Genomic DNA, 14,545 nt, shown 5'->3' on the forward strand with positions numbered 1-14,545 from the left:
CGCGCTCACCCCTGTACCCATCCCTTGAGGCGGCCGTCGCCACCGTCGTCGTCCCGGCCGGTCCGGGCGCCCGGGCCGTCGGGGCGCGGCCAGCCCCGGCCGCGCTGCTCCCAGCGCCGCTGCTTGCCGGCGAGGGCGCCCTGCACCGCCTGGGACACCCAGGAGTTGAGGGAGACGCCCTGCTGGGCCGCGGCCTGCTCGGCCTGCGCCTTGATCTGCTCGACGAGCCGGAGCGTGATCCGGCTGATATCGCCGGCGTCGCCCGGGCCGGGCGGGGTGAAGCGCGGCGGCTCCTGCTCGTGCTCCTCGGCGGCGCCGGAGACGGCCACGCGAACGTCACGCCCGTCGAGGCGCACCTCGACGGTGCGGTCGCCGAGCGCCTCGGTCACCTCGGCGGCCAGGTCGGAGAGCGCGTTCATGACGGCCAGCCGGGCCGCGGGTTCGATCGCCGCGCCGAGGAGCGCGGCCGTGCGCTGGGTCTGCTCGTCGCCCGCGGCGGCGGCGGACAGGAGGTCCTCCCGCAGCTGCGCGACGTACTGGCCGATGTCCATGACGCCACTATGGCGTCACGGCTGACATCATGCAACCGCCGTTGAGGCGTCACGCCGACGCCGGGCCGGTTTCGTCGGTCCTGCCGGTTACGCTGCGGACCATGCCGCAGACGGTCCCGCCGAAGGTTCAGCTCGTCGCCAAGACCGAGTTCCTCCCGCCTGCCGACGTGCCCTGGGAGACCGACGCCGACGGCGGGCAGGCCCTCGCCGAGTTCGCCGGCCGGGCCTGCTACCAGTCCTGGAGCAAGCCCAACCCGCGCACGGCCACGAACGAGGGCTACCTGCGGCACATCCTCGAGGTCGGGCACCTGTCCGTGCTCGAGCACGGCACGGTCAGCTTCTACCTCACCGGCATCTCGCGCAGCCTCACGCACGAGCTGATCCGGCATCGGCACTTCTCGTACTCGCAGCTGTCGCAGCGCTACGTCCCGGAGCGGGACGCGGCGATGGTCGAGCCCGAGGTGATCGCCGACGACCCCGAGCTCCACCAGATGTTCCTCGACGCCGCCGAGGCCTCGGTGAAGGCCTACGAGCAGCTGCTGGAGGGCCTGGAGAAGCGGTTCGCCGACGTCCCGAACGCCACCCTGCGCCGCAAGCAGGCCCGGCAGGCGGCCCGGGCGATCCTGCCCAACGCCACGGAGACGCGGATCGTCGTCACCGGCAACTACCGCGCCTGGCGCCACTTCATCGGCATGCGCGCCACGGAGCACGCGGACGTGGAGATCCGCGCCCTGGCGATCGAGTGCCTGCGGCAGCTGCAGGTCGAGGTGCCCAACGTCTTCAACGACTTCGAGATCCAGAAGCTCGACGACGGCACGGAGATCGCCAGCAGCCCGTTCGTCACGGAGGGCTGACCATCACGAGAGGGCTGGCGGAGCGCCGCCCGACCATCAGTACGGAGGGCTGGCGCAGCGCCGGCCGCCGAGTCCGGCCCCGTCGTCCTGGCCGGCGACCTCAACACCACCGACCGCGGGCGCGACTACCGGGTGATCACCGACGGGATTGTCGACGCCATGGGGGCGGACGAAGCCGGCCCCACCTCCGTCACGACCTGGCGGCTGCTGCTGCTCCGCATCGACCACCTGGTGGTGACGCCGGGCTGGTGCGGCGACGACGCCCGGCGGCTGCCGCTGCCCGGCTCCGACCACGACGCGATCACCGCCGTCGTCGGCCCCTGCGCGCGCTGATGTGCAGCGCCGGTCCCCGCCGGCGTGCATCGACATCGGCTCCCGACGCCGGGCGCGCCGGGTTTCTCGGCGATAGCGTGGCGCCCGTGAGCCTTGCGACCGACGAGCGTGCCGCCCTGTCCGACACCCTGGAGAAGCTGGGGCCCGACCGCCCGACGCTCTGCGAGGGCTGGACCACGCGCGACCTGCTCGCGCACCTGCTCGTCCGGGAGCGGCAGCCGTGGGCGGCGCCCGGGATCCTCGTGCCCGCGCTGCACCCGATCACGCAGAAGGGCATGGCGGGGTACGCCGACAGCGCGTGGGAGTCGATGATCGGCGAGCTGCGCGCGGGTGCCCCGCCGTGGTCGCCGTACCGGATCGGCAAGGTCGACGAGGTCGCGAACGGCGCCGAGTTCTTCGTGCACCACGAGGACGCCCGCCGCGGCGCGCCCGGCTGGGAGCCCCGCCCGTCGGACCCCGGGCGCGACGAGCAGCTCTGGGCGCTCGCCACGCGGATGGGCCGGCTCCTGCTGCGTCGCAGTCCCGTCGGCGTCGTCCTGCGCCGGCCGGAGGGTGCCGCGCACGTCGTCCGGACCGGTCCCGGCCTGGTCACCCTGGTGGGCGACCCCGGCGAGATCGTCCTGCACCTCTTCGGCCGCGACGCCTCCCGGGTCGAGGTGGAGGGCAGTGTCACCGACGTCGCGGCGTACGAGAGCGTGGGGCGCGGGCTGTAGGGCGGTACCGTCACCCCCATGAGCCCCTCCTCCGCGCAGGCCCTGCCCCCGGGTCGCCCGTTCGGCCAGGTGCTGACGGCGATGGTCACCCCCTTCGACGCGGAGGGGGAGCTGGACCTGGCGAAGGCGGAGGAACTGGCCTCCCACCTCGTCGACCTGGGCAACGACGGGCTGGTCGTCAACGGCACCACCGGCGAGGGGCCCACGACGTCGGACAAGGAGAAGTCCGAGCTGGTCCGGGCCGTGGTGAGCGCGGTGGGCGAGCGGGCGACGGTGATCGCCGGCGCCGGCACCTACGACACCGCGCACAGCATCCACCTGGCCCGCGAGGCGGAGAAGGCGGGCGCGCACGGCCTGCTCGTCGTCACGCCGTACTACTCCCGGCCCCCGCAGAACGGGCTGGTCCTGCACTTCACCGCGGTCGCGGACGCCACCGAGCTGCCGGTGATGCTCTACGACATCCCGCCGCGCTCCGTCGTCCCGATCGAGCTGGAGACGCTGCAGCGGCTGGCCCAGCACCCGCGGATCCTCGGGGTCAAGGACGCGCGCAACGACCTGCGCGTCGGCACCGAGGTGCTCGCCACCACGACGCTCGCGTACTACTCGGGCGACGACCCGGTGAACCTGCCCTGGCTGTCGGTCGGGGCCGTCGGGTTCGTCTCGGTGATCGGGCACGTCGTGGCGGACCGGCTGCGCGTCATGCTCGAGGCCTTCGAGGCCGGCGAGCACGACCGCGCCCGCAACCTGCACTACGCCATGATCCCGCTGCTGCGTGGCATGGGCCGCGTCGGCGGCGCGGTCTTCTCCAAGGTCGCGCTGCGTCTGCGGGGGATCGACGTCGGCGAGCCCCGGCTGCCGCTGCCACCCGCGACCGAGGAGCAGGTCGCGCTGATCGCGGCGGACCTGATGGCCGGTGGCGTCGCGCTCGACCCCGACCGCGTCCCGCACGCCCGCCCCGGCCACTCCGGACACGGGGCGTTGGGCACCCGAACGGACACCGACCTGGGGGCCGAGGTCGCGTACCGCTGACCCGGCCCCTCCGACCAGCGCCGGAGCCCGCCCCGCGAGCTCCGCTCAGCAAGAAGAGGCACATACCACGTGAGTCGTCCCTCCTCCCGCAACGACCGTCGACGCCGATCGGGACGCCGGGAGCGCGGTCCCGAGCGCCCGCCGCAGCCGCCGGAGATCACCAACCCGACCGAGCTCCCCGCCGGGCCGCCGCCCGCCCTGCCCGAGGGCGGCCTGCGCGTCTACGCCCTCGGCGGGATCGGCGAGATCGGCCGGAACATGACGGTCTTCGAGTACGAGGACCGGCTCATGGTCGTCGACTGCGGCGTGCTGTTCCCGGCCGAGGACTCGCCCGGCGTCGACCTGATCCTCCCCGACTTCCGGGCGATCGAGCACCGGCTCGACGACATCGACGTCCTCGTGCTCACCCACGGCCACGAGGACCACATCGGGGCCGTGCCGTTCCTGCTGCGGCAGAAGCCGGACCTGCTGGTCGTGGGGTCGCGGTTCACGCTGGCGCTGGTGGCGGCCAAGTGCAAGGAGCACCACCTCACCCCGCACCTTCTGGAGGTGAAGGAGGGCGACCGGCTGCACCACGGGCCGTGGGACTGCGAGTACTTCGCGGTCAACCACTCGATCCCCGACGCGCTGGCCGTCGCCATCCGCACGCCCGCCGGCCTGGTCCTGCACACCGGCGACATCAAGCTCGACCAGCTCCCGCTCGACGACCGGCTCACCGACCTCGCCGGCTTCTCGCGCCTCGGCGACGAGGGTGTCGACCTGTTCGTGGTCGACTCGACCAACGCCGACGTCCCCGGCTTCGTCACCCCCGAGCGCGAGATCGGCCCGGTGATCTCCGACGTCTTCGCCAAGGCCCCGTCGCGGATCATCGTCGCCTGCTTCGCCAGCCACGTGCACCGCGTGCAGCAGGTGCTCGACGCCGCCGTCGAGCACGGGCGCAAGGTCTGCTTCGCCGGGCGCTCGATGGTCCGCAACATGGGCCTGGCGGGCGAGCTGGAGCTGCTCAACGTGCCGGAGGGGCTGCTCGTCGACCTCGACGAGGCCATGCGGCTGCCCGACGAGCAGCTGGTCCTGATCTCCACCGGGTCGCAGGGCGAGCCGCTCTCGGCGCTGTCCCGGATGGCCCGCGGCGACCACCGCAGCGTCGTGATCCGCCCGGACGACACCGTGATCCTGGCCAGCTCGCTGATCCCGGGCAACGAGACCGCCGTGTTCGCCGTGATCAACGGGTTGACCCGGCTCGGCGCCAAGGTCGTGCACCAGGGCAACGCGAAGGTCCACGTGTCCGGGCACTCACCGGCCGGCGAGCTGCTGTTCCTCTACAACGCGGTGCGGCCGTCGAACGTCCTGCCGGCGCACGGGGAGTGGCGGCACCTGCGGGCCAACAAGGCGCTCGCGGTGGCGACCGGTGTGCCCGAGGAGAACGTGGTGATCGCCGAGGACGGTGTGGTCGTCGACCTCGTCGACGGCAAGGCCGCGATCACCGGACGGGTCGAGGTCGGCCGCGTGTACGTCGACGGCAACCTCGTCGGCGACATCGGCGAGGGCGTGCTCTCCGACCGGCTGGTGCTCGGCGAGGGCGGCTTCATCTCGATCACCGTGGCGATCGACGCGAACACCGGCCGGGCCGTCTCGCGTCCGACGCTCTCGGGCCGCGGGTTCTCCGACGACCCGAAGGCGCTCGACGCCGTCCTCCCGATGGTGGAGGACGAGCTGTCCCGCACCGAGAACGACGGGATCACCGACACGCACCGGGTCGCCCAGTCCGTCCGCCGGGTGGTCGGCAAGTGGGTGGGGGAGACCTACCGACGCCGGCCCATGATCGTGCCGACGGTCATCGCGGTCTAGCCGTCCGGGGCCGGGGACTCGTCCCGTCCTTCGCGTCACCGACCTCTGCCGGGGGACAGCGAGCGGGGCCGGCCCGCGGTCCTCGGTACCCCTTTCCGCGAAACGCCAGATTTCGAAGCATCGGACGCCGCGAGGACGGCGCCACCGGCGCCCGCTTCTCGACGAACGCCGCTTCTCGACGAACGCCGCGTCGACCCTGGATGAGGCTCGCCTCGGGTTAGCTGCTGTTGCGGCGCCGTTGCGACCACATCTGCGTGGCCCGTTCGAACTCGACGGCGGCGTCCCACCCGATCCCGGGCGGGCCGAGCTCCGTGCGGAAGGACCGGACGGCCTCGCGGGCCAGGGCCGGATCCTTCGCAGGACCCGCGGCGAGCCGCCGGGCCGTCTCCTCGACCTCGGCGTCCGGGACGGCGGCCCAGGCCAGCCCGATCTCGACGGCGCGCCGGCCGTCGATCTCCTGGCTGAACAGACCCATCGCCGCGGTGGCCTCGCGGCCCGCGGTCCGTCCGGCGATGGTGAAGAACCCGCCGCCGGGGTGCAGCCCGATCCGCAGGAACCCGGCCAGCAGCCGGGCGTCCTCGGCCACGATCCGCAGGTCGGTGGCCAGCGCGAGGTTCAGCCCCGCCCCCACCGCGGCGCCGCGGATCGCGGCGATGGTGGGCACGGCGAGCTTCCCGACCCGGACGAACGCCTGGTACACCGCGCCGCTGTTGCGGTAGGTCTCGCGCTCGGCCTGGTCGGCGCCGGGCTGCCACCGGCGGCGGTCGGCGCCCGAGCAGAAGGTGCCCGCCGCGCCCCTGACCACGGCGGCCCCGATCCGTGGGTCCGCGTCGACGTCCTCGCACACGGCCACGAGCTCACGGCCCATCTCGGGGGTGAGGCCGTTCTTGACCTCGGGGGAGTCGACGGTGATCGTCGCGATCCCGTCGGCCTTGTCCAGCACGATCGTGCCCATCAGGTTCCTTCCGTCCGGCGGACCAGGACGTCGACGGCGACCGCGCCCGCACGCCCCACGATCAGCGGGTTGATCTCCAGCTCGGCGAGGTCGGGGTGCCCGATCGCCCGGGAGACGGCGACGACGGCGGCGGCCGCGGCGTCGACGTCGAGCGGCGGGGCGCCGCGGTGCCCGGCCAGCAGCGGCCAGGACCGCAGGCCGCGCAGCAGGGCCAGCGCCGCGTCGTGGTCGAGCGGGGCGAGGGCGGTCGCGAGGTCGCGGTGCACCTCGGTGGCCACGCCGCCGAGCCCGACGGTGACGACCGGCGGCCAGCCGTCGACGCCCGCGGTGGCGCCGACGAGCAGCTCGAACCCGGCGGGCGCCGTCTCCTGGACCAGGACGGACGGGCCGAGCGCGAGCAGCTCGGCCGCCTCCGCCGCGACCCGTCCGGGCGGCACCCCGATCCGCACCCCGCCGACGTCCGACTTGTGGGCCGGGCCCTCCACCTTCAGCACCACGGTGCGGTCCCCGGCGATCCGGGCGGCCTCGTCCGGGTCGGTCGCGACCGCGCCGGCGGGCCGCGGGACGCCGAGGACGTCGAGCAGCTCCCAGTCGTCCGCGGGCACCGGCCCGGTCAGCAGGCCGGTCAGCGCCGTGGCGGCGGGGGAGTCGGGGCCGGGCTCGCGCACGAGCACCGCGAGCATCCGGGATGCCACGGCGATCGACGCGAACACCGGGATGCCCGCGGCGGTGAGCAGCGCGCGAGCCTCGGCGGTGCGGTCCGGGCCCGCGAGCCACGCCACCGCACAGGGGACCGGGCTGTCCGCCATGGCCGCGGCGAGGTCCTCGGCGAGGTGCACCGCCTCCTGCCCCGTCACCATCGTGACCAGGACCAGCAACGACTCCACCGCCGGGTCCGCGCAGACGATCCCGCACACGTCGCCGAACGCTCGGTCGCCCCGGTTGAACAGCTGGGCGGTCACGTCCACCGGGTTCGCGACCGCCCCGAAGTCCGGGACGATCCGGGCGAGCTTCTCCTGGGTCTCCGGCGCCAGCACCGGGACGCTCAGGCCGAGCCCCTCGCAGCGGTCGGCGGCGAGGATCCCTGCGCCGCCGGATGTCGTCACGGCGGCGACCCCGCGCCCGGTGGGCCGGGGCTGCCCGCGCAGCATGGTGGCCGCGGCGAGCAGCTCCTCGACGTCGTCGACGAGGACGACCCCGTGCCGCCGCGAGAGCAATCGGAAGGCGGTGTCGTCGCCGACCATGGCTCCGGTGTGGGACACCGCGGCGCGCCGCCCGGCGGCGGACCGGCCGGAGCGCAGGACGACGACGGCGGTGTCGTGGGCCGCGGCCGTGGCGGCGAGCCGGGCGTAGGCCGCGCCGTCCGGGATCTCCTCGGCGTACACCGCGAGGACCGAGATCTCCGGCCGCTGCACCAGGTGCAGGCCGATCTCGGTGAGGTCGACGTCGGCCTGGTTGCCGGTGCTCACCCACGTCGTGAGGTCGAGGCCGCGCTCGGCGGCGAGATCGAGGACGGAGCCGCCGATCGCCCCGCTCTGCCCGACGTAGGCGATCCCGCTGCTGCCGGTCAGCGGCCGTTCGACGGCGGCCGAGAAGCTCGCGAACAGCCTGCTCGGGGTGTGGACGATGCCCTGGCAGTTGGGGCCGAACACGCGCACGCCGGTCTCCCGCGCGGTGGCGACCAGCTCCTGCTGCAGGGCCGCACCCTCCGGGCCGACCTCGGCGAAGCCGGAGGCGAACACGATCACCGCCGCCGCGCCGGCGGTACCGGACTCGCGCACGGCCTGCACCGCGCGGGCGGCCGGGACCATCGCCAGGACGAGGTCGACCGGCCCCTCGACGTCGGCGAGCGAGGCGGCGCACGGCAGCCCCGCGAGCTCGGGGTACTTCGGGTTGACCGGGACGACCCGGCCGGCGAACCCGCGCTCGGCGAGCCAGCGCAGCGGGCGGGCCATGGGGTTGTCCGCGCGCCCGGAGGCGCCCAGGACGGCGACGGTCCGCGGGTTCAGCACCCGCTCCCAGTCGGTGGGAGCCACCGGTGTTCCTCCTCGTCGTCGAGGCTGGGGAAAGGCGGGATCCGCAGGTCAGCGCGTCGTCCCGCGATCTCACCGTAGATCGCCGAGCGCCGATGTGCCATCCTCGGCCGGGCCGAGCGGGAGAACCGGGACGGGTCGCGGCTTCCCCTACGCCGACCGCGGCTACTCGGTCGCAGGCGTGGAGCGGAGCACGCTCCACGCCGCCTGATCGGGGTGCGTCGGTCACGGGTTTCGCCCGACTTCGCGGTTACCGTGGGCGACATGGCAGGACGAGGGACGGCCGGACGGGCCGCGGACGGGGCGGGCATGCGGGCCGCGGCCGGATCGGGTCGGAGCTCGCGGTCGTCCTCGTCGTCGCGCTCGCGGTCGTCCACGTCCCGGTCGAGGGGCTCGTCCTCGCGGTCGCGCACGCCCGCGAAGCGTCCTCCCGCCCGACGCCAACCGGACCTGATCGACAAGGGGATCGACGCCGTCGGGCGCGGCGTCGTCCGGATGACGAAGTCCGCCGGGCGCGCCGCCGGGCGTACCCGCGAGATCGACCCCGCGCACCGCCGGGACGGGCTCGGCGTGCTGTTCATCGTGCTCGCGGTGGTCTCCGCCGCGGGGATCTGGTGGGAGGCGGGTGGCCCGGTCGGCCGCGGGTTCTCCGCGGGCGTCGGGGCCGTGTTCGGCATCGCCGGCGCGCTGCTGCCGGTCATCCTGCTGGCCGTCGGCGTCGTGCTGATGACCACCCCCGCGCACCCCGAGGCCCGGCCGCGGATCGCGGTCGGCACGCTGCTGCTGGCCCTCGGCGTGCTCGGGCTGGTGCACCTGTTCTCCGGCTCGCCCGACGAGCCGGCGCGGTGGGCCTCCGGCGGCGGTGCGATCGGCTACGTCGCGGCCACGCCCTTGGCCAGCGGGCTCACCGTCTGGGTCGCGGTGCCGATCCTGCTGCTCGTCAGCTTCTACGCGTTGCTCGTGCTCACGGCCACGCCCGTGCGCGAGGTGCCCGACCGCGTGCGCCGGCTGCTCGGCCGGCCGGAGCTCCACGCCGACGGCGAGGAGGGCGAGGAGCCCCTCGCCGAGGAGGAGCCCGCCGCCGAGGCCCCGCCGGCGCGCCGCCGCCCGGCCCGGCGCCGGCAGGCGTCGAGCGCGGAGGCGTTCACGGAGGAGACCCCGGACGACGCGTCGTCCCCGGAGACGCCGGCGGAGCCCGAGGAGGAGTACGTCCCGGTCGCGCCGAAGGCGCGCCCGAAGCGGCCGGATCCCGCGTCGGTCAAGGCCACGCCGCCCGCCGAGCCCCCGCCCGCCGAGGGCGAGCAGATGTCCATGGCCATCCGCGAGCCGGTCGGCGAGGGCGACTATCAGCTGCCGCCCGTGGACGTCCTGGAGACGGGCCCGCCGCCGAAGATGCGCTCCGCGGCCAACGACGCGATGATCGAGTCGATCAGCGGCGTGCTCGACCAGTTCAACGTGGACGCGCAGGTCACCGGCTTCACCCGCGGCCCGACGGTCACCCGCTACGAGATCGAGCTGGGCCAGGCCGTCAAGGTCGAGAAGATCACCCAGCTGTCGAAGAACATCGCCTACGCGGTGGCCACCGACAACGTCCGCATCCTCGCCCCGATCCCGGGCAAGTCCGCCGTCGGCATCGAGGTGCCCAACTCCGACCGCGAGATGGTCCGGCTCGGCGACGTGCTGCGGTCCGGCACGGCCCGCAACGAGCAGCACCCGATGGTCATCGGCCTGGGCAAGGACATCGAGGGTCACTTCCTCTGCGCGAACCTGGCGAAGATGCCGCACCTGCTGGTCGCGGGCTCCACCGGTTCCGGTAAGTCCAGCTTCGTCAACTCGATGCTGGTCTCGCTGCTCTCCCGGGCCACGCCCGAGGAGGTCCGGATGATCCTCGTCGACCCGAAGATGGTCGAGCTCACGCCGTACGAGGGCATCCCGCACCTGATCACGCCCATCATCACCCAGCCGAAGAAGGCCGCCTCGGCGCTGGCCTGGCTGGTGGAGGAGATGGAGCAGCGCTACCAGGACATGCAGGCCAACCGCGTCCGGCACATCGACGACTTCAACCGCAAGGTCCGCTCCGGGGAGATCACCGCGCCCCCGGGCAGCGAGCGGGAGTACCGGCCGTACCCGTACATCCTCTGCATCGTCGACGAGCTCGCCGACCTGATGATGACGGCCCCGCGAGACGTCGAGGACGCCATCGTCCGCATCACGCAGAAGGCCCGTGCGGCCGGCATCCACCTGGTCCTGGCCACGCAGCGGCCGTCGGTCGACGTCGTCACCGGCCTGATCAAGACCAACGTGCCCTCGCGGCTGGCGTTCGCCACGTCGTCGCTCACGGACTCGCGGGTCATCCTCGACCAGCCGGGCGCCGAGAAGCTGATCGGCATGGGCGACGGGCTCTACCTGCCCATGGGTGCGAGCAAGCCGATCCGCATGCAGGGCGCGTACATCTCGGACGAGGAGATCGCCGAGGTCGTCGGGTTCACCAAGGAGCAGGCCGAGCCGACCTACACCGAGGGCGTCACGGCGGCCAAGCAGGGCGAGGCCAAGGAGATCGACCCCGACATCGGGGACGACCTCGAGGTGCTCATCCAGGCCGCCGAGCTGATCGTGACCTCGCAGTTCGGCTCGACGTCGATGCTCCAGCGGAAGCTGCGCGTCGGGTTCGCGAAGGCGGGCCGGCTGATGGACCTGCTCGAGACCCGCGGAATCGTCGGGCCGTCCGAGGGCTCCAAGGCGCGGGACGTCCTCATCAAGCCCGAGGAGCTCGAGAACGTGATCTGGCTGCTGCGCGGCGGGGGCGGTGAAGCCCCTTCCGGGGACGATGATTGAGCGCTCTACCAGCGGAGATGTGGCCCGTGTGTGGTCGCTCGGCTCCGCTGAGCAGCCGTTCGGCGTACGGCCGTGTGGGGGCGTTCACATGGGGGCCACCGGCGTCACCGGTTCGTGACCTTTTCTGCCAGAGTGTTCGACGGCCCGTGCCCGGGTCGACTCACTCGTCGGAAGGTCATGGAGTGTTCTGGAGCAAGCGAGGGAAGGGTGCGCGCCGGTCGGACACCGGTCGCAACGCGCTCGTGCCGATCCCGCTCACGGGCGGCCTGCTGAGCGGGCAGGTCCAGGACGGCGAGGGGCGCCCACTGGCCGGGGCCCAGGTCTCGGTCCTCGACCGCGCGAGCACCCGGATCCTCAACGCCGACACCGATCCCTTCGGCTACTTCACCGCCGCGCTCGTCCCGGGGGAATACCGGGTGCGCGCCGAGGCCGGCGGCTACCGGGGCAACAGCGCCACGGTCGAGGTCGAGTGGGGCAAGCACGCCGAGGTCGGCGCGCTGGCCCTCGCGCCGGACCAGTCGCTCACCCCGCCGCCGCCCGGCGTCTACGACATCGACGCGGACCACTCCTCGATCCGGTTCATCGCCCGGCACATCGGGATGTCGCGGGTCTACGGCCGGTTCAACCGCTTCCGCGGGCAGATCCGCATCGCCGAGCCCTTCGAGGACTCCGCCGTCGACATCGTGATCGACGCCGTCAGCGTCGACACCAACGTCGAGGCCCGGGACACGCACCTGCGCTCGCCGGACTTCCTCGACGTCGAGCGCTTCCCGCAGCTGCGCTTCTCCAGCACCCGCTTCCGCCGCGGCCCCGGCAACCGCTGGTTCGTCGACGGCGACCTCACGCTGCACGGCCTGACCAGTGACGTGCAGCTCGACGTCACCTTCCTCGGCATGGAGGAGTGGAACGGCCGGCGCGCCGGTGCCGTCGCCACCGCGGAGCTGCACCGTGAGCACTTCACGCTGAACTGGCAGCAGATGGTCAACCGCGGTGTGCCGGTCGTCGGGTCGACGATCGAGATCAACCTCGACGTGCAGGCGGTGCTGCAGGGGTAGCCGCGGTGGCGCCGACTGCGCCGAGGAAGGCGTGCTGGCGCCAGGCCTCGTAGACCGCGACGGCCGCGGCGTTGGCGAGGTTCAGCGACCGCGAGCCGGGGACCATCGGCAGCCGGACCCTGGCGCTGACCTGCGGTGCGTGGACGATTTCCGCGGGCAGTCCGGTCGACTCCGAGCCGAACAGCAGGACGTCGCCCGGCTGGTAGGCGACGTCGGTGTAGACGCGGTCCGCGCCCGTCGTGAACGCGTAGACGTGGGCGGGCGCCACCGCGGCCCACAGCTCGTCGATCGTGCGGTGCACCCGCAGCTCGGCGAGCTCGTGGTAGTCGAGGCCGGCCCGCCGGACGTTGCGCTCGTCGAGCGCGAAGCCCAGCGGCTCCACGAGATGCAGCTCGGCGCCGGTGTTGGCCGCGAGCCGGATCGCGCTGCCGGTGTTGGGCGGGATCTCGGGGGCGTGGAAGGCGATCCGGAACACGCGCCCTTCGTAGCAGGCGGCTGCCCGGACCAGCGACGACGGGGTGCTCGGGCCGGGGCGCGAGTGCGCGAACCAGGGTGCCGGAGGTCGGTTGCCGGGGCAGGAGTGTCCGGGTCAGCCGTCGGGGCGCTCGGCCAGCCACTCGGTCGCGGTGAGCCCCGCGAGCTCGCGGAAGTCCCGTGCCAGATGGGCCTGGTCGGCATAGCCGCAGAGCGCGGCGGTGTCGGCGAGGGCCGGACGCGTGCGGCCGCGAAGCAGGTCGCACGCCCGCTCGAAGCGGATCACCCGGGCCGCGGACTTGGGGGAGAGGCCGATCTCGTCGCGGAACCGCAGGGCGAGGTGGCGGCGGCTCCAGCCGATCTCCCGGGCGAGCTGCTCGATCCGCAGCGTGCCGCCGGTCGCCGCCAGCCGGTGCCAGGCCCGGGCCACCTCCCGGTGCGGGTCGGGGCGGGGGGCCCCGGCGGCGAGCTTGGTGAGCGCCGCGTCGAGCAGGGCGAACCGGCCGGCCCAGGTCGGGACCTCGGCGAGGCGCTCGACGAGGATCTCGCCCCGCCGGCCGAGCAGGTCGCCGAGCCCCACGACGTCGCCGGCCAGCGCGCTCGCCGGGGCGCCGAGCAGGATGCGCGCGCCGAGCCACGTCAGGCGCAGCTGCAGGCCCGTCTGCGCCGGGCCGGTGCCGATCACGGCAGGGCGGTCGTGCAGCCCCCCGACCATCGCGCGGTAGGAGCCCGACGAGCGGTCGGGGTCGGGCGTGCGCAGGACGTCGACCTCGCCGTCGAGGCACAGCAGGAAGGTCAGGTGCCCGCCCGGCACGCCCATGTGCGTGCCGGGCGCGGTCGCCGGCATGCGGTAACCGCTGTAGAGGTCGACGAGCGGGCGCAGCGCCGGAGCCGGCCGCGCCCACACCAGCTCCGATCCGCCGTCGGGGCGGGTCGGGTCGGTCACGGGCCGAGGGTATCGCCGCAGCTCAACGCCCCGCACCTCCGCGAGTCGCGCTCTGGGCTCCCGCGAGTCGCGCTGTGGGTTCCTGCGAGTCGCGTTGTGGGCTTCTGCGCGTCGGGAGCTCTGGCATCGCGAGTCGGGAGCTGCGGCCGGCTCAACCCAGCTCGGCGGCCCGGTGCGCCCCGTGCTGCCGCAGCCAGGCGACGACCTCGGCTGCCCCGGCGCGCTCCGCCGCGTCGAGCGGGGTGAGCCGCTCCCACAGAGGCAGGACGTCCACGTCGGCGCCCCGGGCCAGCAAGTACTCCGCCGCGTCGATGCTGCCGCCGTGGCAGGCGTACCAGAACGCGACGTCGACGTCGTCCGGTCGCGGAGGGTGCTCCTCGTACTCGGCGACGAGCAGGTCGACCATCCCGAGCGCGGCGGCCTCGGCGGGGCGCGGTGTCGCGCCGCGCTCGACGAGCCGGCGCGCCGCGGCGTGCTGACCGAAGGCGACGGCGTCGGAGAGGGGCGTGCCGTCGGCGATCACGGCGCCGTCGGCGTCGATCGCGGCGCCGGTATCCAGGAGGGCGTCGACGAGCGGGACGTCGTCGTTGCTGGCGGCCCAGTGCAGGGCGGTCTCGCGGTGCGCCCCGACGAACCGGGCGTCGACGTCCGCGCCCGCCGCCACGAGCATCCGTACGATTTCGGGGCCCGCCGGCCGGTTGCCCGGCCAGTCCGTGACGACGTGGAGCAGCGTCCGCGCGCCGTCCGGCCGGGCGGTGACGAGCGCGGGCTCGGCGGCGAGCAGGCGTCGCAGCTCCTCGACGTCGCCGGCACGGATCGCCGCCACCGCCTGCTCCTCGGCCTCGGTCATGCGCCGATCCTGCCCCGACTCGCGGAAGCCCAGGGCGCGACTCGCGGGAGCCCGGGGCGCGACTCGCGG

12 protein-coding genes and 1 pseudogene are annotated in these 14,545 nt (G+C 74.1%); 7 read left to right on the forward strand and 6 right to left on the reverse strand.

The features are described 5' to 3' along the window. Positions 1-5: 5 nt before the first annotated feature. Complete coding sequence (locus LWC33_RS26880) at positions 6-551, reverse strand: toxin-antitoxin system HicB family antitoxin (RefSeq protein ID WP_233307468.1); 546 nt, start codon at positions 549-551, stop codon at positions 6-8. Between the two features lie 101 nt (positions 552-652). Between LWC33_RS26880 and thyX the strand changes: the two genes are divergently transcribed. From thyX to LWC33_RS26905, 5 genes and pseudogenes are all read left to right on the forward strand, one after another. Further along, positions 653-1,405 carry an FAD-dependent thymidylate synthase gene (thyX, locus tag LWC33_RS26885; RefSeq protein WP_233307469.1) on the forward strand — a complete coding sequence of 251 codons (753 nt, stop codon included), beginning with the start codon at positions 653-655 and terminating at the stop codon, positions 1,403-1,405. A gap of 24 nt (positions 1,406-1,429) precedes the next feature. After that, positions 1,430-1,738 (forward strand): annotated as a pseudogene (locus LWC33_RS26890) (endonuclease/exonuclease/phosphatase family protein); the annotation flags it as partial. Positions 1,739-1,824: 86 nt separating this feature from the next. Continuing rightward, complete coding sequence (locus LWC33_RS26895) at positions 1,825-2,451, forward strand: TIGR03085 family metal-binding protein (protein ID WP_233307470.1); 627 nt, start codon at positions 1,825-1,827, stop codon at positions 2,449-2,451. A gap of 18 nt (positions 2,452-2,469) precedes the next feature. Beyond that, positions 2,470-3,480 carry a 4-hydroxy-tetrahydrodipicolinate synthase gene (gene dapA / locus LWC33_RS26900; RefSeq protein WP_233307471.1) on the forward strand — a complete coding sequence of 337 codons (1,011 nt, stop codon included), beginning with the start codon at positions 2,470-2,472 and terminating at the stop codon, positions 3,478-3,480. 156 nt (positions 3,481-3,636) lie between these two features. Beyond that, positions 3,637-5,328, forward strand: a complete 1,692-nt coding sequence (locus tag LWC33_RS26905) for a ribonuclease J (RefSeq protein ID WP_233307484.1) — start codon at positions 3,637-3,639, stop codon at positions 5,326-5,328. 217 nt (positions 5,329-5,545) lie between these two features. Here LWC33_RS26905 and LWC33_RS26910 read toward each other — a convergent pair whose 3' ends face one another. Both LWC33_RS26910 and LWC33_RS26915 read right to left on the reverse strand, forming a co-directional pair. After that, complete coding sequence (locus LWC33_RS26910) at positions 5,546-6,283, reverse strand: enoyl-CoA hydratase/isomerase family protein (RefSeq protein WP_233307472.1); 738 nt, start codon at positions 6,281-6,283, stop codon at positions 5,546-5,548. Beyond that, a complete protein-coding gene (locus tag LWC33_RS26915) occupies positions 6,283-8,319 on the reverse strand; it encodes an acetate--CoA ligase family protein (RefSeq protein ID WP_233307473.1) in 2,037 nt (678 codons plus the stop codon). The genes LWC33_RS26910 and LWC33_RS26915 overlap by 1 nt, the downstream gene beginning before the upstream one ends. 261 nt (positions 8,320-8,580) lie before the next feature. Between LWC33_RS26915 and LWC33_RS26920 the strand changes: the two genes are divergently transcribed. After that, positions 8,581-11,151 carry an FtsK/SpoIIIE family DNA translocase gene (locus tag LWC33_RS26920; RefSeq protein WP_372476696.1) on the forward strand — a complete coding sequence of 857 codons (2,571 nt, stop codon included), beginning with the start codon at positions 8,581-8,583 and terminating at the stop codon, positions 11,149-11,151. 182 nt (positions 11,152-11,333) lie between these two features. After that, a complete protein-coding gene (locus LWC33_RS26925; RefSeq protein WP_233307474.1) occupies positions 11,334-12,206 on the forward strand; it encodes a YceI family protein in 873 nt (290 codons plus the stop codon). Here LWC33_RS26925 and LWC33_RS26930 read toward each other — a convergent pair. From LWC33_RS26930 to LWC33_RS26940, 3 genes are all read right to left on the reverse strand, one after another. Then, positions 12,172-12,681: a tRNA (cytidine(34)-2'-O)-methyltransferase gene (locus tag LWC33_RS26930; RefSeq protein ID WP_233307475.1), complete on the reverse strand. Its 510-nt coding sequence runs from the start codon at positions 12,679-12,681 to the stop codon at positions 12,172-12,174. The two genes, LWC33_RS26925 and LWC33_RS26930, sit on opposite strands and share 35 nt — an antisense overlap. A 114-nt stretch (positions 12,682-12,795) precedes the next feature. Beyond that, positions 12,796-13,626: a helix-turn-helix transcriptional regulator gene (locus LWC33_RS26935; RefSeq protein WP_233307476.1), complete on the reverse strand. Its 831-nt coding sequence runs from the start codon at positions 13,624-13,626 to the stop codon at positions 12,796-12,798. 151 nt (positions 13,627-13,777) lie between these two features. Continuing rightward, positions 13,778-14,476 (reverse strand): ankyrin repeat domain-containing protein, encoded by a 699-nt coding sequence (locus LWC33_RS26940; RefSeq protein ID WP_233307477.1) that lies wholly within the window; start codon positions 14,474-14,476, stop codon positions 13,778-13,780. Between the last annotated feature and the right edge of the window lie 69 nt (positions 14,477-14,545).

This window comes from Pseudonocardia terrae, assembly GCF_021343995.1.
Lineage (GTDB): Bacteria > Actinomycetota > Actinomycetes > Mycobacteriales > Pseudonocardiaceae > Pseudonocardia > Pseudonocardia terrae.

Excerpts from the sequence above, each read along its gene's own strand:
- LWC33_RS26880 (WP_233307468.1), bottom strand. The coding sequence starts at position 551 with ATGGACATCGGCCAGTACGTCGCGCAGCTGCGGGAGGACCTCCTGTCC.
- thyX (WP_233307469.1), top strand. The coding sequence starts at position 653 with ATGCCGCAGACGGTCCCGCCGAAGGTTCAGCTCGTCGCCAAGACCGAG.
- dapA (WP_233307471.1), top strand. The coding sequence starts at position 2,470 with ATGAGCCCCTCCTCCGCGCAGGCCCTGCCCCCGGGTCGCCCGTTCGGC.
- LWC33_RS26910 (WP_233307472.1), bottom strand. The coding sequence starts at position 6,283 with ATGGGCACGATCGTGCTGGACAAGGCCGACGGGATCGCGACGATCACC.
- LWC33_RS26920 (WP_372476696.1), top strand. The coding sequence starts at position 8,581 with ATGGCAGGACGAGGGACGGCCGGACGGGCCGCGGACGGGGCGGGCATG.
- LWC33_RS26940 (WP_233307477.1), bottom strand. The coding sequence starts at position 14,476 with ATGACCGAGGCCGAGGAGCAGGCGGTGGCGGCGATCCGTGCCGGCGAC.